This window comes from Caballeronia sp. INML1 (assembly GCF_023631085.1).
Lineage (GTDB): Bacteria > Pseudomonadota > Gammaproteobacteria > Burkholderiales > Burkholderiaceae > Caballeronia > Caballeronia turbans.
In genome coordinates this window covers 70,766-87,665 of sequence record NZ_JALQDT010000051.1, presented here as the reverse complement: position 1 = coordinate 87,665, position 16,900 = coordinate 70,766, and the positions used below count along the sequence as shown (strand labels likewise).

The 16,900-nt window shown below is 60.5% G+C and carries 23 protein-coding genes; 2 read left to right on the top strand and 21 right to left on the bottom strand.

What is annotated here, in order from left to right:
* Positions 1-29 precede the first annotated feature (29 nt).
* Positions 30-701, bottom strand: a complete 672-nt coding sequence (locus NCR38_RS16515) for a glutathione S-transferase family protein (protein WP_061116108.1) — start codon at positions 699-701, stop codon at positions 30-32.
* A 164-nt stretch (positions 702-865) separates the two neighbouring features.
* On the opposite strand from NCR38_RS16515, the gene NCR38_RS16510 reads away from it, so the two are divergent.
* Entirely contained in the window at positions 866-1,072 is a 207-nt protein-coding gene (locus NCR38_RS16510) for a hypothetical protein (protein WP_250477395.1), read from the top strand.
* 672 nt (positions 1,073-1,744) lie between these two features.
* Positions 1,745-2,947, top strand: a complete 1,203-nt coding sequence (locus NCR38_RS16505) for an acyltransferase (RefSeq protein WP_250477394.1) — start codon at positions 1,745-1,747, stop codon at positions 2,945-2,947.
* 99 nt (positions 2,948-3,046) lie between these two features.
* Here the strand turns inward: NCR38_RS16505 and NCR38_RS16500 are convergent, their stop codons facing one another.
* From NCR38_RS16500 to NCR38_RS16405, 20 genes are all read right to left on the bottom strand, one after another.
* Entirely contained in the window at positions 3,047-3,625 is a 579-nt protein-coding gene (locus NCR38_RS16500; protein WP_250477393.1) for a lysis system i-spanin subunit Rz, read from the bottom strand.
* Position 3,626: 1 nt separating this feature from the next.
* Positions 3,627-4,148: a glycoside hydrolase family protein gene (locus NCR38_RS16495; protein WP_250477392.1), complete on the bottom strand. Its 522-nt coding sequence runs from the start codon at positions 4,146-4,148 to the stop codon at positions 3,627-3,629.
* On the bottom strand, positions 4,120-4,407 hold the full coding sequence (locus NCR38_RS16490) for a hypothetical protein (RefSeq protein ID WP_250477391.1): 288 nt from the start codon (positions 4,405-4,407) through the stop codon (positions 4,120-4,122). The genes NCR38_RS16495 and NCR38_RS16490 overlap by 29 nt, the downstream gene beginning before the upstream one ends.
* A gap of 63 nt (positions 4,408-4,470) precedes the next feature.
* Positions 4,471-5,028 carry a hypothetical protein gene (locus NCR38_RS16485; RefSeq protein WP_250477390.1) on the bottom strand — a complete coding sequence of 186 codons (558 nt, stop codon included), beginning with the start codon at positions 5,026-5,028 and terminating at the stop codon, positions 4,471-4,473.
* Positions 5,012-5,431 carry a hypothetical protein gene (locus tag NCR38_RS16480; protein ID WP_034473981.1) on the bottom strand — a complete coding sequence of 140 codons (420 nt, stop codon included), beginning with the start codon at positions 5,429-5,431 and terminating at the stop codon, positions 5,012-5,014. Before NCR38_RS16480 ends, NCR38_RS16485 begins: the two co-directional genes overlap by 17 nt.
* Before the next feature lie 78 nt (positions 5,432-5,509).
* Complete coding sequence (locus tag NCR38_RS16475; protein WP_250477389.1) at positions 5,510-6,619, bottom strand: acyltransferase; 1,110 nt, start codon at positions 6,617-6,619, stop codon at positions 5,510-5,512.
* A gap of 82 nt (positions 6,620-6,701) precedes the next feature.
* On the bottom strand, positions 6,702-7,835 hold the full coding sequence (locus tag NCR38_RS16470) for a class I SAM-dependent methyltransferase (protein WP_250477388.1): 1,134 nt from the start codon (positions 7,833-7,835) through the stop codon (positions 6,702-6,704).
* 68 nt (positions 7,836-7,903) lie between these two features.
* Positions 7,904-8,320, bottom strand: a complete 417-nt coding sequence (locus tag NCR38_RS16465) for a tail fiber assembly protein (protein WP_250477387.1) — start codon at positions 8,318-8,320, stop codon at positions 7,904-7,906.
* Entirely contained in the window at positions 8,320-9,261 is a 942-nt protein-coding gene (locus NCR38_RS16460; protein WP_250477386.1) for a hypothetical protein, read from the bottom strand. Before NCR38_RS16460 ends, NCR38_RS16465 begins: the two co-directional genes overlap by 1 nt.
* Positions 9,262-9,276: 15 nt before the next feature.
* Positions 9,277-9,873, bottom strand: a complete 597-nt coding sequence (locus tag NCR38_RS16455; RefSeq protein WP_250477385.1) for a YmfQ family protein — start codon at positions 9,871-9,873, stop codon at positions 9,277-9,279.
* A gap of 7 nt (positions 9,874-9,880) precedes the next feature.
* Positions 9,881-11,002 (bottom strand): baseplate J/gp47 family protein, encoded by a 1,122-nt coding sequence (locus tag NCR38_RS16450; RefSeq protein ID WP_250477384.1) that lies wholly within the window; start codon positions 11,000-11,002, stop codon positions 9,881-9,883.
* Positions 11,003-11,045: 43 nt separating this feature from the next.
* Positions 11,046-11,492, bottom strand: coding sequence for a phage GP46 family protein (locus NCR38_RS16445; RefSeq protein WP_250477383.1), 447 nt, complete (start codon positions 11,490-11,492; stop codon positions 11,046-11,048).
* 3 nt (positions 11,493-11,495) lie between these two features.
* Positions 11,496-12,059, bottom strand: coding sequence for a phage baseplate assembly protein V (locus tag NCR38_RS16440; RefSeq protein WP_250477382.1), 564 nt, complete (start codon positions 12,057-12,059; stop codon positions 11,496-11,498).
* 10 nt (positions 12,060-12,069) lie between these two features.
* Positions 12,070-12,366: a phage baseplate assembly protein gene (locus tag NCR38_RS16435; RefSeq protein ID WP_409241433.1), complete on the bottom strand. Its 297-nt coding sequence runs from the start codon at positions 12,364-12,366 to the stop codon at positions 12,070-12,072.
* A 56-nt stretch (positions 12,367-12,422) separates the two neighbouring features.
* Positions 12,423-14,045: a phage terminase large subunit family protein gene (locus tag NCR38_RS16430; protein ID WP_250477380.1), complete on the bottom strand. Its 1,623-nt coding sequence runs from the start codon at positions 14,043-14,045 to the stop codon at positions 12,423-12,425.
* Positions 14,023-14,601 (bottom strand): hypothetical protein, encoded by a 579-nt coding sequence (locus NCR38_RS16425; protein ID WP_250477379.1) that lies wholly within the window; start codon positions 14,599-14,601, stop codon positions 14,023-14,025. The genes NCR38_RS16430 and NCR38_RS16425 overlap by 23 nt, the downstream gene beginning before the upstream one ends.
* Before the next feature lie 193 nt (positions 14,602-14,794).
* Positions 14,795-15,004: a hypothetical protein gene (locus tag NCR38_RS16420; RefSeq protein WP_250477378.1), complete on the bottom strand. Its 210-nt coding sequence runs from the start codon at positions 15,002-15,004 to the stop codon at positions 14,795-14,797.
* A gap of 6 nt (positions 15,005-15,010) precedes the next feature.
* Positions 15,011-15,697 carry a hypothetical protein gene (locus tag NCR38_RS16415; RefSeq protein WP_250477377.1) on the bottom strand — a complete coding sequence of 229 codons (687 nt, stop codon included), beginning with the start codon at positions 15,695-15,697 and terminating at the stop codon, positions 15,011-15,013.
* Positions 15,697-16,086: a hypothetical protein gene (locus NCR38_RS16410; protein WP_250477376.1), complete on the bottom strand. Its 390-nt coding sequence runs from the start codon at positions 16,084-16,086 to the stop codon at positions 15,697-15,699. Before NCR38_RS16410 ends, NCR38_RS16415 begins: the two co-directional genes overlap by 1 nt.
* A gap of 119 nt (positions 16,087-16,205) precedes the next feature.
* Positions 16,206-16,895: a phage antirepressor KilAC domain-containing protein gene (locus tag NCR38_RS16405; protein ID WP_250477375.1), complete on the bottom strand. Its 690-nt coding sequence runs from the start codon at positions 16,893-16,895 to the stop codon at positions 16,206-16,208.
* Between the last annotated feature and the right edge of the window lie 5 nt (positions 16,896-16,900).

Sequence of the window (16,900 nt, the reverse complement as noted above, 5' to 3'; positions counted from 1 at the left end):
CTCTCGCATGCCGGCAGTCGGCCGAACGGCTAACTGGCGTAATCGTATCGGCCGCCTCGCGCGAGCGCGCGCTGGTATGCCGGCCGCGCGTGGATGCGTTCGAGAAACGCGCGGATATGCGGCATCGACTTCGCGCCGGCACGGGCACTGCCGGCTTCGAGCGGGAAGCTCATCTGCACGTCGGCGGCGGTGAATGTCTCGCCCGCGAACCACGGCGACTTCGCGAGCTGGGCGTCGATATAGCCGAAGTGCAAGCGCAGTTGCGGATCGATGAAACTGCTTTGCATCGTCTGCGCGATGCGCCGCGCGATCGGCTTCGCGAAAAACGGCATCTTCGCGCTCTCCAGCCGCCGCGCGACGAGTTTGAGCAAGAGCGGCGGCATTGCCGAGCCTTCCGCGTAATGCATCCAGTAGTTGTAGCGCACGCGTTCGGGCGACGTGCCGGGCGGCGGCGAGAAACGGCCCTCGCCGTAGCGGTCGACGAGATATTCGATGATCGCCCCCGATTCGGCGAGCGTCATGCCGTCGACGGTCACGACCGGCGATTTGCCGAGCGGATGCACCGCGCGCAATTCGGGCGGCGCGAGCATCGTCCGCGGGTCGCGCTGATAGCGCTTCAGTTCATATTCGACGCCGAGTTCTTCCAGCATCCACAGCACGCGCTGCGAGCGGGAATTGTTGAGATGATGGACGGTCAGCATAGTAAATGTGGAAGTTTTCGACCGGAGGCCTTATCTGGCTGGAGTGTAGCGCGTCGAGAAACGCGCGCTCCTAATATTCCAAGAGGGCCATTCCTAATATTCTGCCGACGCCTGTGCGCACATCTGCATATACTGTTCGCATATACAGTATCACGAATGCAACAATGGCCCTCTTCCAATCCGAACTCGGCACGCACCACTGCCGCAAATGCGAGCATTGCGGCGGCGAAGTCGCGAGCGGGCATTACGCGGTTTGCGTGCGCGGGCCGGGCGATCGCGTCGTAGCGATGCCGACGAATGGATGTTCGTTCTGGACGCGGGCGATCGGCGCCGACGACGCGGAGCCGCAAGAGAAGAGGAAATCGCGATGACGTCTATGTGGTGCCCGGTTTGCGCGAGGCGGCTCGCGCGCGACGAATTTCAGCCGGCGGTCGGCGACATGCCAAATCGGGATGTGCGGAGATTGCGATTGCGTCGTCAACGAATACGACGACGAGTACGAGCGGCCTGAGTGCGATGGGTAAGAACGGAAGCGTGCTGCTCGGCGAACTCGCGGCGCGTTCAAGCCACATCGACATCGCCTGCTCTCGATGCGACCGCAAAGGCCGGTATCGAGTCGCGAAGCTAGTTGCACAGCTCGGACAGGATTTCCAGATGACAGACCTCGGCGCCAGGCTGGCAGATTGTCCTCCGCGTAACGCTGGCGCTCATCACGAGCGGTGCGATGTGTTCTTCCCCACGCAAGAATCGACGTCCCCGCAAGACAACCAATGAGCGCTACCGGCTGCGGATCGAAATGCAGCGTTTCACTATCGAGCTTGAATTCGGACGCGCGTTGTCCACAATGACAGCGAGCGATTGCATGTCGCTCGGATTCATCCAAAGCCAATTGCCCAGCCGCGCGCCGGGCTTTTTTCTTCGCACGCACGCAACACCCCTTCGCCTATAACAATTCGCTTTCCAACGATGGGAAGGGCAACCGCATATAATCCAGCCTTACCCGAACGATGGCGCGCAACTCTAAATCACCCCTGGAACGGATCTTGAAAACAGTAGCCGATAAACGCATCGACGACATCGAGGCATTACGTGCAATCGCCGTCGCGATCACTATTCTAGACCATCTTCCACATCTCTTTCCATGGCACATATCAGGAGTGAGCCATGTATTGAAGTGGTTCAACTTCTGGTCAGGGGTGGATCTTTTTTTCGCGATTTCTGGTTTTGTAATAGCTAGGGGACTATTTGGGCAACTTGAGGCTGTCAAAGACTCCGATACCTACTGGCGAAACATGATCGCCTTTTGGATCCGACGCTTCTATCGCATATGGCCCTCTTCCTTGCTATGGATGGTTGTTGTCGTTCTGCTCAGTGCGGCACTGAGAAACACCGGTCTCATGATGTCCGTGCGATCAAACTTCGCCGATCTGACTGCCGTGGTTCTGCAGGTCGCAAACTTCCATTGGGCATACTGCCATGCCGTCAACCGCGCATATTGTGGGGATATTGGCGTCTGGTGGTCGCTGTCGCTCGAAGAGCAGTTCTATCTGGCAATTCCGATCCTGATGTGGGTCATGCGCAAGCGGCTTCCCTACTTCTTAGGCGCCGTAGTTTTAATTCAGATGTTCCTGGACAGGCCGTTCCTCGGACCGTTGTGGTATGTGAGAACAGATTCGATCTGTTTTGGCGTCCTGCTCGCTTACTTTGAGCGAACGACGTTATACAAGGACGTCAAGCCGGTCTTCATGGAGCGACGCTGGATTGCAATTCCCTTGGTCGGATTTTCCGTCGTGCTACTTGCCTCTCTGGCACAGAGCTTTACCGATAAGCCGGTTATCGTCCCATTCACTACCGGACTTATAGCCGCGATTTCAGCTTTCCTTGTGTTTATCGGCTCGTACAACAACGACTACATCGTCCGGAGCAAGGCGTTGAAGCCCATCGTTCTGTGGGCGGGCTCGCGTTCTTATTCGATCTACCTTATTCACCTACCGACAATAGTAATGACGAAGGCCCTTTGGCGCTTCATCGAGCCATCTGGAACAGTTTTTACCGGAAACTACTTCCTGCGGTTCTTCTTCGTATGGCTCGCAATGACGCTCATCCTTTCTGAGTTGAATTACCGGCTTTTAGAGCAGCCGTTCAGAATCAATGGCCGCGACGCGCCAAGGCGCTTCCGGAACGGCAATGCACCCGTACTCTCGACAGGTCGAGAGGCTGCAAAAAATGTGGTAATGCAGGATTAATCGTAGAAGCGCAGTTGGCAGCAGGTGCGGAACCCTTCGTCCCTGCCTGGCTGCGCGTTCTTCGGTGCGGCGCCGAACTTCATATCCGATGCCATCTGGTCATTCGTTCGCGGTGGTAGTGGGGCTGCAAGCGCCCGCGATCACTCCTTGCTGCTGGAGGATGCAGACGTAGTGCTGGAGGTATTCGGCTTTCGCGCGGGCGTCGGCGTCGGCGTCGTCGACGATTCCGAAAAGATCTGATCCAAACGCAGGTGATAGCTCGGCTGTGCCACCGGCACCATCGCCCAAGCTGCCGGCGCTTGCGCCTGAATCTGCGGCGTTGCCACTGCTTGCGGGGGCGTAGGCGGTGACTGCGACGCGCAGCCGGCGAGCGCCATCAGCGATAGCAGCGCGATTCTTCGCATTGTCGGCATCATGTGAGGCCTTCTCCTGATTGAGTTGCGTGTCGAGCGCCGCGATCTGCGTCGCTGCGTCGTTCTGTTGTGCGATCGCCGCGCGCGCCGCGCTCGCTGCCGCGTCGGACGCCGCCTGCAGCTTTTGGGCGTTGAGCTCGTTGTCGCGTGCGTGCAAAGTCTGCTCGGCGGAGAGCTTCGTAGAGTCGACGGTGTGCACAGCGGCACCGCCGAGCGCGATGCCAAGAGCGCTCGCGATGATTCCTGTGATGAGGTATGGATACATGTCAGTTTCCTCGGCAGGCTTGCGCCTCAAGCTGGCGACGCGTCACGATCCCCCCACACCGATTCGCCGCGATCGCGCAATCCTTGCCAGCAATGAAGCGCCATTTAATGAACTCGGTGCACGCGCCGGGGAAGTCGCGAGCAATGTAGTGCTTGCGCAGCGTCGATCCCTTATAATTCGGCACGCCGATGTTGTAGGCGAGATCCACGACGGCAACCTTCTGCCCATCGGTCAGCGAGTCGAAGCCCGGCGTGATGTCGCGCACGGCCGACGCATAGCCGGCGAGGCTGTCGCCGAGCATCGACTTGCACTCGGGCAGCGTGTACGCGCGCATCTCCACATTCGTCTCGCCGAAGCAGACGGTCTCGATGTTGTTCGCGAGCCGATCGTTGTATGGCTTGAGCGAAACGCCCTCCTGCGACGCCGTCATCGCGACGAGCGCGGCCGCGGCCGCAGCGCCGATCGTCGCGGCAAGTGTCTTCTTGCCGGGCCGCTTACTCGGCTGCTGCGCTTGCGTCGCCATCCGCTGCCCCGCTCGTGGTCGTTTTCGGAGCCGTGGTCGTATAGCGCGCGGCGATGATTGCAAGACAGCCGACGGCGATCGCGATCGCGAGCCGCCAGCTATCCGGAAGAAGCGACTTCACTTCGTCAGGCATGCCCGTCCATGCCGCCTCGATGAAAGGCGACGCGGCAGAGACAGCGCCGAGCGACGCCGCGATGATGGTCGACGAGTACGTGTGCACCTTGGCCGCGTCATCGACGAGCCGGAGCTTGAGGTTCATAGGGCCTCTGAAAAGAAAATAACCCGGCGCGAGGCCGGGTTCGAATAGGGAAACTTGTGCTGCTTATCGTCGACTTCCCGCCCAAGGCTGGGCGGGCAGAGACGGATGCGTGGCCGTCTCCAGCTTCTTGTCGACTGCCTTCGCGGTGTTCGCGGCTTCATCAGCCTTCGTCGCCGCGACTGCAACCTTCTGCTCAACGGCCTCCGTCTTCTGCGCGGCAACGGTCGCTGCCGTGGCTGCCTGTCGGGTCTGTTTGATGAGAGCCGCCTGCCGCGCGTCTGTGAGCTTCGCGCGGTCGCCCAGAAAGCGCAGGGTGTACTGCGCAACATCATGCGTATCGGTGATCAGAGACCGAAGGTCCGACATCGCCTGGATGTTTTGCTGGTTCTGCTGCTGCAGCTGCTGCACCTTGCTCTCGTATTCAGCGACGCATGCGTTTCGCGTCTCCGCGCGCACCTCGGGAAAGCGTTTGATATACGCCGCGCGCTCTTTCGTCCAATTCGCACGCTCCACCGACATTCCCCACTGCCCGATGAAAAAGCCAACGGCTGCGACGCCCGCCAAACCGCCAAGGAGACATGCGCCCATCACCCACCACCGCCAGTCACGAACGCGAGACATCTGACTCCCTCCGGTTCTCGATCGCCTTTTCGAGGCGTTCGATTCTGGTTTTCAGTTCGAGTACCTCAGCCTCCGCGCGTTGCGCGCGCCGGTCGGCCGCATCGGCTCGCTGTTCTGCTGAGCGCATCAACTCTTCCGCGCGATCCGCGCGTTGCACAGCAAGCAGTTCTCGAGCCTCTGCTCGGCCGGCGCGCTCCTCGGCAAGCGTCGCGAGCCGCTCGAACCGTGCAATCGCTTCGACCTGCGCGGCGGAATCTGCCTTGACGATGTTGGCCTCGCCCTCGCTCTCTGCCTGACGTCGACGATCGATCTGCCGCCACATTCGGCCGCCAACCCAAAAGGTCCCCACGCTCCCGAGCGCCGTGACTATTGATTTGACACCCTCGTTCCAGAATTCCGACATCTGGGCTTCCTTGAATAAGCCGCGGGGGCATAAAAAAAGCCGCCCAAAAGGCGGCCGTGTTCAAACGAATATGCTGCTCTATATGCTCGGCGGTACTTGCGCCGCGGAGGACGGTGCCCTTCGACCCTCGAAGCGGCGCGCCAAGGCCGAGCCCAGTCGGATCATAGGCACTTCAACAAGATGATAAGTGACCACGGACGTCACTGCGGTCGCTGTTACTATCGCGACCGGTACCAGATGGGTGCCGACGATCGTACTCACCGTCGCGCCTGGCAAGGTCTCTTTCAGATAGAGGGCACCCTGGATTATCGGGACGTGCAGCAAATAAACGGAGTACGTGTAGTCGCCGAGGCGCGAAAGCCCCGCTGGAATCCTGTCTTCGAACAGCATGACCGAGAGCATCAGGAAAAAGGATGGGATACCCCATCCTATGCTGCGAGGAAGAACGGCATCGAAATAAAGGAGCCGGACGCTCATGTGGGGTGCCGCTATTACGTGCGGGTTGTCCCAGCCGACCGCGCGTCCGACCGCGACGAACAGGCACACGCTCATAAGCAGAAGCGGCCACCTTATCCTGATCAGCTTCTTCCAAACCGCGCGGCTGTTCCAAAGGACACCAAGCAAAGCGCCCAATGCGAATTCCATAACGATCGATGCAAAGTAGTAAATCGTATCGTTGATGGTCAGCGAGAAGAGGCCGAGTCCAAATGCAATGCATGCGGCGAGCCGCGTCTTCCATGGCGTGAGCAGACAAATCGCCGTCAGGACATAAAAGTACATCTCGAAGTTCAATGTCCAGCCCGAATAAATCGCCGGATCCCAGAATCCTGTTGGCGTCAGCGTCGGCAGGAACAGCAGAGAATTCAGATATGCGCTGACGTTCTGCGATCGAAAACCCGTCGCTACTATGATCGTAATGAGCGCGTACAACGGCCAAATACGGAAAAAGCGACGAATGGCAAAGCCCACAGCTGACCGAACGCCCGGATCGCGCGATTCGGTGGTGATCAGCATTAAAAACCCGCTTATGCAGAAAAACACGTCTACGCCGATCGCCCCACATAGGCCATTCTTTGCCGAGCAGGCGAATGGGTTCGCGACAGGAAGAGCCCAGCCGCCCGCGTTTAGATGCGCTCCAAGCACAATGGCCGCCGCGAAGAAACGCAGCGATTGAACACTTTTAAGCATCTTTTAGTAAGCAAGAGGGGGACGCGCCATTTTACCGGGTTCCAATCCCCAAGTGCTCTCCCGGCATCCTCCATTAGAAGAATTACGCCGGCTTCCGCATCACAAAATGCAGGTTGTGACGTGTAAAGGCGCGGTGTGCCGGTATGGCGTAGCGTTCAAATGCGAGCCGCAGAAGCGCATCGTCGGTTCGATCATGGAAGCGCGAAAGAATCGCTTCCTCATATCCGTCGAGGACAATATGCTCGTGGCAGTCCCGGCCAATGGCAAGCTCGAAGTCGTGATACGACACGCCGAATCCCCAGCGCGCGAGCATCTCGCCAACTTGAGAGGTCGCCGTCGCCGAGATCGAATTCCGGAAGTCCGCGCGCGGCGAAAACTGAGCGTAATCGCGCTGGATCTCGAGCGGCAGAGCCGAATAGAAATGCATCTGGCTCGTGTGGTCTTCGAGCACGTTGAATCGATTCGGCGTGTCCGCCACAACCAGAAAGCCGCCGGGCGCGAGCGCCTTCCATGACGCGCGCAGAGCTTGGATGCGCTCTTCATACGTCATGTGCTCAAGCACGGCGCACAGCACGACGAGATGCACCCTCCCGGCGAGTTCCTCTGCCTTATCCTCAGTGAACTTCTCATTGAAGAATTCGACGTTGTCGTAGCCGAAGAAACGAAGTCGCTCAACGGCGGCAGCACTAGCCTTCGAATCGATCTCGAAACTGATGAGATTCTTGACGCGGCTTGCAAACGCGAGAGTCGAACAGCCGGTGCCAGAACCGACCTCGATCGCTGACATCTCGCTCATATCGGGCGCGATCTGCGCGAGCCATGTGCAGATCCAGTACTCGAAATCGCGGAAGCGGTGAGCGACATGAGCATCCACATCCCGTTCGAAAATCTCCTCCTTCGTGATGTCGATCATCGGATTTTCCTTATAGAACGTGCGAAGTAACACGTCCCTAAAGAACGGCCTGAAGTCCTTCGGGATCGGCAAAGGAGAAAGCTCGGGCGGCTCCGAACGGGCAGGAGAGACGGGCGTCGTCAAGGCGCTGAAACGTTGCGCATCGGCGATGAGCTTGGCGTTCTCCATCTCAAGCAACTGACAGCGCGCAAGGGTTGCGTCGAGCTCGGCTGTGTTTGAACCGTCGACCGGCCCTACGACCGGTTCGACGGCCGGTTCCGCAACGGGAGCACGATTCCCGCGCAGCGCCTGAAAGAATTTCATCCGCTCACCTTTTCGTTTGCTCGAAACGTCGAATCATATCAGCGCAGCGGCGGAGTAACAGACGCCTGTCAAGCCGACGGCGTCGTGGGCCAGTTCGGCACTACCTGCGTCAGGTCGATTCGGCTCACGGCGACGCGATATTGCTTCCACAGCTTAAGCACCGCTGTTTCTGCGTCGGTGGCCTCGTCGAGGTCAACAGCATCCTGCAGAGGGGCGATCGCAATGGAGGCTTGCACCAACAAGAAATCACGCGTCGAAGTATTGGCGGCAAGAATATCGGCAGGGGACGGAGCTGGCGGAACATACTCCAAAAATGTTGTTCCGTTGCTTACCATGCCTTCGTGGACTGCTTCGTCGCATTCGACGAGAGAGGCTACAAACTCTGGCGTGAAGCGCTGATCGATAGGAATCTCGTTTCCGTCGTCATTCAACATCGGCGCGATAACTTCCATCACACGTCCGTCTTGTACATAGGCATAGTTCATTACGCGTACTCCTCGATAATCACACAGCCTCCGCCCCCCGATCCACCACTCGTCCCGGCTTGAGTTGCATTGATAGCGGGCCCACCACCTCCCGCACCGTGCGCAGTTGCCGCCTGACCAATGGTATTTGCTGCAACGGGTCGACCGCCGCCACCTCCTGTAAGCGGGGAATGACCCCCTCCGCCTGACTGCGTTAGCGATCCGATCGCAACGCCCAGCGTGCCTGGATTGCCAGCAGTATTGAGAATGTTTCCGCCGGTGGCAATCGCGCCCGGCGCTCCAGATACCTGCAGGAATGGTGGGGCTGTATTGGTGCCAACGGGACCTCCGTTACCACCAGGAGCGGTGATCAAAGAACCAAACGACGTGGTGCCGCCGTTCCCTCCCGCGTTGCCTGCGGCACCGGCGACTCCGGGAAGACCTAGGGTGATCGTCTGCGATGCGCCGATGGCGGCCGCAGTGAGCTTGCTTATACCGAGCGAACCAGAAGCGCCGCCGCTGCCGACCGCCGCCTGACCCGACGACGTAGTCGAAGTTCCGCTGCCCCCGGCTCCAGCGCCTTGTACCTTGACGATAGCAAAGCTCATGTTTCCTGGTGTGGCGTAACTTCCCGCACCGGTCGTTGTTGGCGTGCCACCGTCTATCGACACATACGCCGTTCCGCCGATCACCGAGTACACGAGTGTTCGCAGTAAGCGGCCCGGACCGTACATCAGCTTGATCGCATCACGCAACTGCGTATAGTTCGTTTTGCTTGGGCTTAGTCCGGCAGCCGTCACGACGGACATGAGCTCTTCTTGAACCATGTTCAGCCACGATCCGCGAACGTTCGTAGCTGGCGTTCCGGACGTCGGATTGCCTTCAGTGAAGTACCCGGGCGTCCCTGCTACTTCAGGCGTCGGCAGCGAAGCTGCTGCGGTGGCGTCGTCAATACGTTGCATGAAGTGTTTGCCTCTTTAAGCGTAAGCAAAAATCGGAATGGTGTGCGCGGGCATGACCGCCCTCATCTCGCATTCGAGAACCTTGTTGCCCCACGAAGCGAGCGGGTCTCCAGCGGCCATCGCACCTGCTACCGCGCGCGTCACGGTGTTTAGCGGCGCATTGATCTTCCAGGCAAAGTTCCAGTCATATCCGTTCACTGGTTGGCCCGCCCGCAACAATCCGGCGCGTGCCTGCGTGTATTGCGTGATCGTTACGCTGTATCTAAGCGACGTGGCGAACGCCGTCAATTGCGGAATAGAAGCCCCGCCTATGGCAGTGAGTCGCGCTAACGCCTGTTGCCGTCGCTGAGGAATCGTCGGCGCAGCGCCGGCGCAGGGATCCGGAAGTCCCAGCGTCGATTCCCATTCGGGCAGCAGTTCGTACGTTGTCGATGGAAACGCATCGACCAACAGATAGTTGGCGCGCGCCGTTTGCCGCTCGTAGCACGGCGCGAGACCTGAAAGCACCTTGGCCTGAACGGTGTCTTGATCCCGCGGCCACACTCGACCGCGAGGCAAGAGCGCCTGCATGGCTGCCAAAAAATCGGCCGCCTTGAAATTCAGTGCAAGCATTGAGACCTCAGACGTAATTCACGCCGGCGAGCACGGGCAACTGCCCGAATCCGCTGGTGATGTTGCCCGGATAGGTCGTCGTTGTTACCCCTACCACGCCCTGAACCAGCGTGATGACGAACCCACTTGTCCCAGACACTGAAGCGATCGCCGATTCGATGTCGGACCGATTGATCGTGCCCGCGAGCGGGTCTCCGTTCCTGAACAGCACATCCGCGATTGCGGCGCTAATTGCGGCACGCGTAGACGTCGAAGCTCCCAGAATCCCTGAGAGGGTGAACGTCAGATTGTTCGCCACGGGTGCACACGAATACACGAGCGCCGTCACTGGTTGCTCGTTGATAATGGCGTCGGCAACTACAATTTGGTCCCCTGTCGCAACCGTGCCGCGCGGCGCACCGCCGGGCCCCTTGTCATACTGCGACACGCCGTTCGTGCCCTGCGGGAAGCCACCATGCGACGCCTGCGCCGTGTCGAGCATCGTGTAGATGACGACGGTTCCGGCACCGAAGCCATTCGGCGCGCACCACGCGCGCGTAACCCCGGGCACGGCGAGGGCCCAGCCGACATAATCTTCGAGATCACCGCCCTGCGGCGTGTTCTGGTACGCCGCGAGCATCCTATTGCGGAGTTCGTCGTTATCCTCGATGTCGGCACCCGATGACACAGTTCCCGTCACGGATCCTGTCGATTGCAGCCCGTCCACCGCGACGCCGAGCGAAACGGTCGTGCCCGGATCGGCGTTTCCTGCCGCACCAGGCGTAGTGGCGACAATGGTCACTGAAAGCGAACCTGTTCCGTCCACGGTCGCAGTCGCAGCCGTCGTGTAAGTCGCGCCGTCGCTACGCACGACTTGCGTGCCGGCGTTCAGCGGCTTTCCACTGACGCCAGCAAACGACGCAGTCAACTGAGCGGGCGTCGCGGCCTTCCGATACACCTTCTTGAGCGCGGCCCAACCTTCGAGATACTCGTCTTCCGCTGTGAACGGAACGGCCTGCTTCGCGATCCAGTCGAGATAGCCCATGTGCATATTGGCGAGCCCCGCCTGCACTTTGCCGACTACCTTCAGAACGGCGCGTCTCAGCGTCGCATCCGCACCCTGCAAGGCCGAGTTGATGTCGGCTGCCACCTCGCTGATCAAGGTGGAGAGCGTTTTTCGTTGGAATGGCATATCAGGATAGCTGTTGCCATGCCCATGCGTACGTCAGTGAGACGCTGGGCCCGGCCGGTTGATAGAGCGTGATCTGCGCACCGAGAAAAGTGTCGCGCGTCCATTCCGTCTGAACGTCCATACTCGCGACAACTCCATCGTCGACGAGCCACTGCAGCGCCTCGACGATGTAGTCGCGCGCGTTGTTGAGCACCTCCTGAGTCTGCTTCGACCGATCTAGCAGCCAAAGGCGCGAGCCGATTGGGCTCTCTTCGTCGAAATCGCCCCACCAGCCTCGCGGGTCTCCGGTGCCGTCCGGAATAATGTCGTCGGCATTCGCAACGCGATCGGTGAAGAGGCTCAAAAGAACAGCGGTTTGCAGATCGTTCCCGGTGAGCAGGTCAGGCCCAAGTTGCTGCCAATCGCCGCGACTGTTCGCGGCATCCCAGACGATGCTGATGTCAGGCATCTCTTACTCCGGCTGTGTCGGCGGCTGCGTGTTAATTGTGCTGCCGCCCGTCTGCACGTTGACGATCGGGTGCGTGTGCATGTTGGCCACCGCGCGCATGCCAGCGACCGTGCGCGTGTTCGTGTTGCAGTTGTCGAGGATGTCGCCGGTGCACTTCAGCAGCGGGGTGTCCGCGAGAATGTCCGGTGTATTCGTGATGGTCACCGGTTTTCCGCCTCCGTCGAGCACCATGCCCGCCTGCGAGAGATAAACCTTCTGGCCCGTGTTGTCGTGCACTACGACCTCGCCGCTTGCCAGCGCTGTAACGCGATATTTCGCGTTCGATGTCGCGATGACGGTGCCGTTCGTTCGTTCTCCGTTGCCAAACACGATCAGTGCTTCGGACCCGAGCGGCGGATTCGACGACAACCCGTACTCCACATATCGTGGAATGTCGCCGACGGTCTCAAGCGCATTGATCTTCGCCTGCAGATACTGGACCGTGCGCGTGTCGTCGACGAATGAGATCACCGCTCGGCTCACGAACAGACGAATCCGTCGTGATAGCGCGTTCAGTGCGTCGAGCATCCAGAGTCCTTTAGGCCGGCGCGATGTCCGGGTCAATGCGTTGAAGAACGAGCGGCTCGGGCAGATATGCCTGACGCGGTGCGAGCAGTAGCTCCGTATGCGTGCCGTTCTCGTCGAGGATGAAACTGATCTCCGTGATGAGCAGCAGCGTCTTCTCCGGGATCTTGAGCAGCGGCATCGTGACCGGCACCTGATAGTTCAGATACCAGGGCGAACCACTCGAATCGGTCCAACTGTCGACCAGCACACGCACCTGCCGCGACATACCGTACGCGCGCGCAATCTGCCAGTCGACGCGCCGCTGCAGGTACGTGCGATCAGATGATGGCTGCTCCGAGACGATAAATTTCGGTCGGTAGCGCTTTACACCCGGATCGTATCGCGTCGCAACCGCTCGCGAATCACGTCCTTCGCCGCGTTCACGCCGATGATGACCGGCCGGAACGTCGATTTCGTTCGCGACGACGGCCGCTTCGTCGGCCAGACAGGTGAGCGCGCGCCGCCGCGCGCCGACTCGCCCTTGATCGCCCAGATGCGGCGGCCGAGCCGCGCTTTCGCGAACTCGTACACCTTCTGCGTATGGTGACCGCCGGAGTCGATACACGCGGCGGAGACTGCGAAGCCTCGACCGTCCGCGCGCCGCCAGACCCGCTTCAGGTACTCGTCGACGCGTTTCCATAGTTCCGCGCCCTCGGGGTCGCCCTCGATGACCGCGTGATCTATCGACCAGCTTTCCTCGTTGTGCCCCCAGCCAATCGTCTCCAACTCGACGCGATCGTCCTGGACGTCACCGCCAACCGTGATCAGCCCGACGCCGTCGGGCACCTCCGCACCCCAGACTTCCGTGCGGGCAGCCAACCGCGTCTCGCTCAGCGCGCGATCGCCGCGATCCTCGTACGGCTCGCCGAGCACCAGATTGATGAACGTCTGCCGCGCGAGCGGGTCGTCCTTCACTCGGAGCCATTCGGCAACGAGGTTCGACCAGCAGGCGTTCGGGAAGAGGCTGTATCCAGCCCAGATATGGAAACCGGCATGCCCCTTGAATGGCTTCGTCGCGCGCCACTCGCCGCCCGCCACCATGTCGGCCTTGTCGACCTCGTGGATGATGCAGCCGTTGTGCCGGCAGACGTAGTAGACGCTGTCCGGAATGCCGTTGCCGTGCTCGTCCTTGTCCCACTTCATCCCGTACGGCGTTTCGGGACTGCCCCATTCGAGCACTTGCCGCTCGCCGCAGTGCGGACATGCGACGAAGAAGTAGCGCTGATCGCTCTCGCTGAAACTCTTCTCGATCCGGCTATAGCCTTTCACGGTCGGCGTGGAGCCGAGGACGATCTTGCGATTCCAGAACGTCTCGGACCGCTTCGTGCCGAGCGCGATCTGATCGCCTTCGTTGCCCGCGCCGTCGACCGGATAGGCATCGACCTCGTCGAACATGACGACGCGCGACGTAATTCGCCGAAAGCCCGCCGGGCTGTTCGCGCCGACGAGCGTCAGGCTAGAGCCGTTGCGAAACGTCTTCGCGAGGATCGTCTGATCGCTGTTCTTCGCCTTCTGATCGCCCGCGATCGCCGCCAGTACAGGCGTGTCGCGCAGCATCGGCGCGATTTCCGTCTTCGAATAGCTCTCCGCATCCTCGACACGCGGCTGCACGACGAGAATCGGCGAAGGGTCCTGGTGGATGAAGAAGCCGACAGCGTGATCCATCAGCTTCGTGTAGCCGACGCGAGCCGACTTCATAACGCTGATCTTCTCGACACTGGGGTCGGTTACTGCATCCAGCATGCCCCTCTGATAGCCGAACGCCCGGAAGCGGCCGGTTTGAGCACTCGTCTCTCGCGACAGCACCGCATAGCGTTCAGCCCATTCGCTCAGCGTCAGCTTAGGCGGCGGCGTCAGATTCTGCCGAAGCGCCGCCGCGAGGCCAGAGCGCAACGCCGCATAGCCGCGCGCGTACCGCCTGGTGCTATTTAGGGTTGCCTGCTCCATCGCGAGTGAGTTCTTCGAGTGCTTCTGTGACGACCTCCTGCAACATGTCCTGCAGCTCGGTAGGCGTCTTGCATCGATGGAGACGCGGAGCCTGTTCCGCCGGAATTGACAGCAGGCGGGTTCGGACCTTGGCGTATTCGGTGCCGACGACCTTCGCCACTTCGGCGACGTCGATCACCAGACCGGAATCGCGGTCGTATTCGAGCTGCGCCTTCAGCCCGAGATAGTTCTCTTTGAAACAGCGCGCCGCGTCGAAGTCGAGCAGCTCGACGTTGCCCGCGAGAATCCGATCGGCGACGTCGGCCGCATCCTCGCGCGCGCCGAGAGTTACCTCGCTCGCTGCTTGGGTAACAATTTTGCGTTTGTTACCCTGAGCCTCTTGGGTAACAGCTTGGGTAACAGCCGGCACGCCGTCGCGACGGTACTTTTTCAGCAGCGCGTTCGACGCGTCGACGTCGACTTCATCGCCCGCAAACACAAGCCAGCCGCGCTCCTTCCACTTTGTGACCGTCTTTCGACTGACGCCGTGGAGAACCGCAAACTCGCTCTGTTTCATCGCGCTGAACTGTTACCTGTTACCCAAATTTGAAAAGTTTGTGGCTAGAGAAAGATCGCGCGCGCGCAGTGCCCGCGAAGCAGAAGGGCAGAGAGGGACCCGCTTGTAAACCATACCTATCACCCCTCCCAACCGCCTCATACCGCCCTCCTTTCGAGCACTTTTTACAACCATCCCGCGAGCCGCGCGCGCCTCAGTACTCGCCGTTCCTCAGCATCCCGATGCCAGGCGCCGTCGGGTTGATCGCACTGTCCTCGTCGATCTCCGCATCGCCGGGCAGCCCAACGGCCTGCAACGCCACGTTGAGCAGATGCTCAGCGGCAGAGGCGCATTCAGCAACGACGACTGCGGCGACACCCACCGGATAGAAGCCGGTGAAGTTCGTGCACTTGTAGATCTTCATCGTTGATCACCGTGCCGTTGCGAGCGCCTTTGCGAATGCCGCACCGAACTCGGCACGATAGGTTCCTGCGACCACCTCGCGACCACGCTTGCCGAAGTCAAGATGCTGCTTGACTGGCTGCGCATCGCCGAATCGTATAAGCAGCTTGAGATGGCTTGTCTTGTTGGCGCCGCGCAAAGCGACACCGCGCTTTCCGCTGCGCTTGATCGTCTTGACCTCGGTCGGTCGCTGCCACACTCCGCCTATCGACTCGCCGCTCGCCGTTTTGATCGAGCCGACAAAAATGTCCGGCCGCCCTTCCAGACGCTTCAGCGCGGATGGGCTGAAGTTGCCGTACTGGTTGAGCAGCGCCATGTCCTTCGGATTCAGCCACGTCTTGCCCGAGCCGATGAGCTTGTGCGTGCCGCCGAACTCATATGGCGCGAGATACGCGGCTGCGATGTCCTTCACGAACACCGTGGCCTCTTGCGTGTTCTTCCGCGCGGCCTTCACCGCGATCGAGTTGACCGTGAAAGGCGTCGGTCGGTCGAACACTTGAGGGAGGGCCGCCTTCTCGGCGGCTTGAACGCGTTTGGCGACTGCCGTCAACGCCTGGGCAGACGCGAACGGCAGTTGCCTGCGCTCGAAATCGTTGAGCCTCCGCGTCAGCGCGTCGAGATCCGACTGAACGCTGATGCGGATGGGGCTCTGCATTACTCGCCGTCCTTGATGGTCGGATGGTTCTTCAGATCAGCCAGACATTGAATCAGGCGCTGATACTCGTGCACGGCGGTGTTCCCGATCATTCGCACCAGCGACTCGATCTCGTCGATGATGGTCAGCGGATGCTCATCCGAGCCAGACCCATTCGGGCCAGCAGAAAGCTCCGCCTCCGACTCCCCCGCTCCGGCCCTGCCAGCCTTCGCATCAGCGACGCCACCAGCGTCCAAAGGGACCGCATCATCAGCGGGTTGCGATGCCGATTCCACAGGCGCGACAGATGTCGTATCGGAACCAGCGTCTTGCTCGACCGCCGCAGCGCTGGCAGCGGTCTGTTCCGCGTTTCCCTGTTCACCTGCCGTACCCGAGCCGGTCGCAGACACAGCCGGGTCCTGAGCAGCCGGGGCATCGCCAGCCGTCGGAACGGCTGACGAGGTTTGCTCCCCCACGTTCGCGCTCGGGTCGCTGCTCGGGCATGTGGATGACGTCTGCGAGTGCCATTTCACGCCGCCTCGGCGCTATATTTGCGCTGCAGGAATACCTGCCCGCGCCCCGTTACAAGCGTCTTAAACGTCGGGTGCGGCTCCTTCGCCTCATCGATCCAGACGCTCTCGATCACGCGAAAATAGCCGCGGTCCTTGTAGATTTGATATGGCAGGTTGTCCGCCATCAGGATGTGGTCGGCGCGAAGGCGGGCGAAGAATCGATTCCGGCCGATTCCGAGAACAGCTGACATCTGCCCGATGGAGATTGCGTCGCTCGTGTCGCGGATCGCGTGCGCGAACTCAACGGCCGGCGCCTGCTCGGCAACTTTCTGCTCGAGAGCGATGACGCGTTCCGTGTACTGGAGCAAGGCGCCGCGCAGAAATGCCGGATCGTCGAGATTGACGGCCGGTTGCGTCGCGCGTGATTCGAGTTCTTGCCAACGATCGACGAGGCGTGCGGTGAATTCCGGCGAGAGCTGCGCGACGATCACATAGCTGTCGCGCTTGCCGATTCGGTACACAGTTTCGGATCGCGGACGACCCAGCGAGTCGGCGATCTTCTCAACCCCCATTGGGGGTTGGACGATCACGCCGCGCGCGGCTAGGCGCTCGATCGACTGCTTTACCTTGTCGTGGCGTGACTCGACCAACTCGGCAATTTCGCGGCTCGACATCGTCGGTGCGCCGGGCATCGTCAGATCGTTCATGGATG

Coding starts and splice junctions, on each gene's coding strand:
- NCR38_RS16465 (WP_250477387.1), bottom strand. CDS start 8,320: ATGAACTATGCCTATGTACAAGACGGACGTGTGATGGAAGTTATCGCG.
- NCR38_RS16495 (WP_250477392.1), bottom strand. CDS start 4,148: ATGGCGACGCAAGCGCAGCAGCCGAGTAAGCGGCCCGGCAAGAAGACA.
- NCR38_RS16515 (WP_061116108.1), bottom strand. CDS start 701: ATGCTGACCGTCCATCATCTCAACAATTCCCGCTCGCAGCGCGTGCTG.
- NCR38_RS16420 (WP_250477378.1), bottom strand. CDS start 15,004: ATGAAGATCTACAAGTGCACGAACTTCACCGGCTTCTATCCGGTGGGT.
- NCR38_RS16500 (WP_250477393.1), bottom strand. CDS start 3,625: ATGTATCCATACCTCATCACAGGAATCATCGCGAGCGCTCTTGGCATC.
- NCR38_RS16510 (WP_250477395.1), top strand. CDS start 866: ATGGCCCTCTTCCAATCCGAACTCGGCACGCACCACTGCCGCAAATGC.
- NCR38_RS16490 (WP_250477391.1), bottom strand. CDS start 4,407: ATGAACCTCAAGCTCCGGCTCGTCGATGACGCGGCCAAGGTGCACACG.
- NCR38_RS16455 (WP_250477385.1), bottom strand. CDS start 9,873: ATGCTTGCACTGAATTTCAAGGCGGCCGATTTTTTGGCAGCCATGCAG.
- NCR38_RS16430 (WP_250477380.1), bottom strand. CDS start 14,045: ATGGAGCAGGCAACCCTAAATAGCACCAGGCGGTACGCGCGCGGCTAT.
- NCR38_RS16415 (WP_250477377.1), bottom strand. CDS start 15,697: ATGCAGAGCCCCATCCGCATCAGCGTTCAGTCGGATCTCGACGCGCTG.
- NCR38_RS16425 (WP_250477379.1), bottom strand. CDS start 14,601: ATGAAACAGAGCGAGTTTGCGGTTCTCCACGGCGTCAGTCGAAAGACG.
- NCR38_RS16485 (WP_250477390.1), bottom strand. CDS start 5,028: ATGTCTCGCGTTCGTGACTGGCGGTGGTGGGTGATGGGCGCATGTCTC.
- NCR38_RS16475 (WP_250477389.1), bottom strand. CDS start 6,619: ATGCTTAAAAGTGTTCAATCGCTGCGTTTCTTCGCGGCGGCCATTGTG.
- NCR38_RS16470 (WP_250477388.1), bottom strand. CDS start 7,835: ATGAAATTCTTTCAGGCGCTGCGCGGGAATCGTGCTCCCGTTGCGGAA.
- NCR38_RS16405 (WP_250477375.1), bottom strand. CDS start 16,895: ATGAACGATCTGACGATGCCCGGCGCACCGACGATGTCGAGCCGCGAA.
- NCR38_RS16445 (WP_250477383.1), bottom strand. CDS start 11,492: ATGCCTGACATCAGCATCGTCTGGGATGCCGCGAACAGTCGCGGCGAT.
- NCR38_RS16460 (WP_250477386.1), bottom strand. CDS start 9,261: ATGCAACGTATTGACGACGCCACCGCAGCAGCTTCGCTGCCGACGCCT.
- NCR38_RS16440 (WP_250477382.1), bottom strand. CDS start 12,059: ATGCTCGACGCACTGAACGCGCTATCACGACGGATTCGTCTGTTCGTG.
- NCR38_RS16480 (WP_034473981.1), bottom strand. CDS start 5,431: ATGTCGGAATTCTGGAACGAGGGTGTCAAATCAATAGTCACGGCGCTC.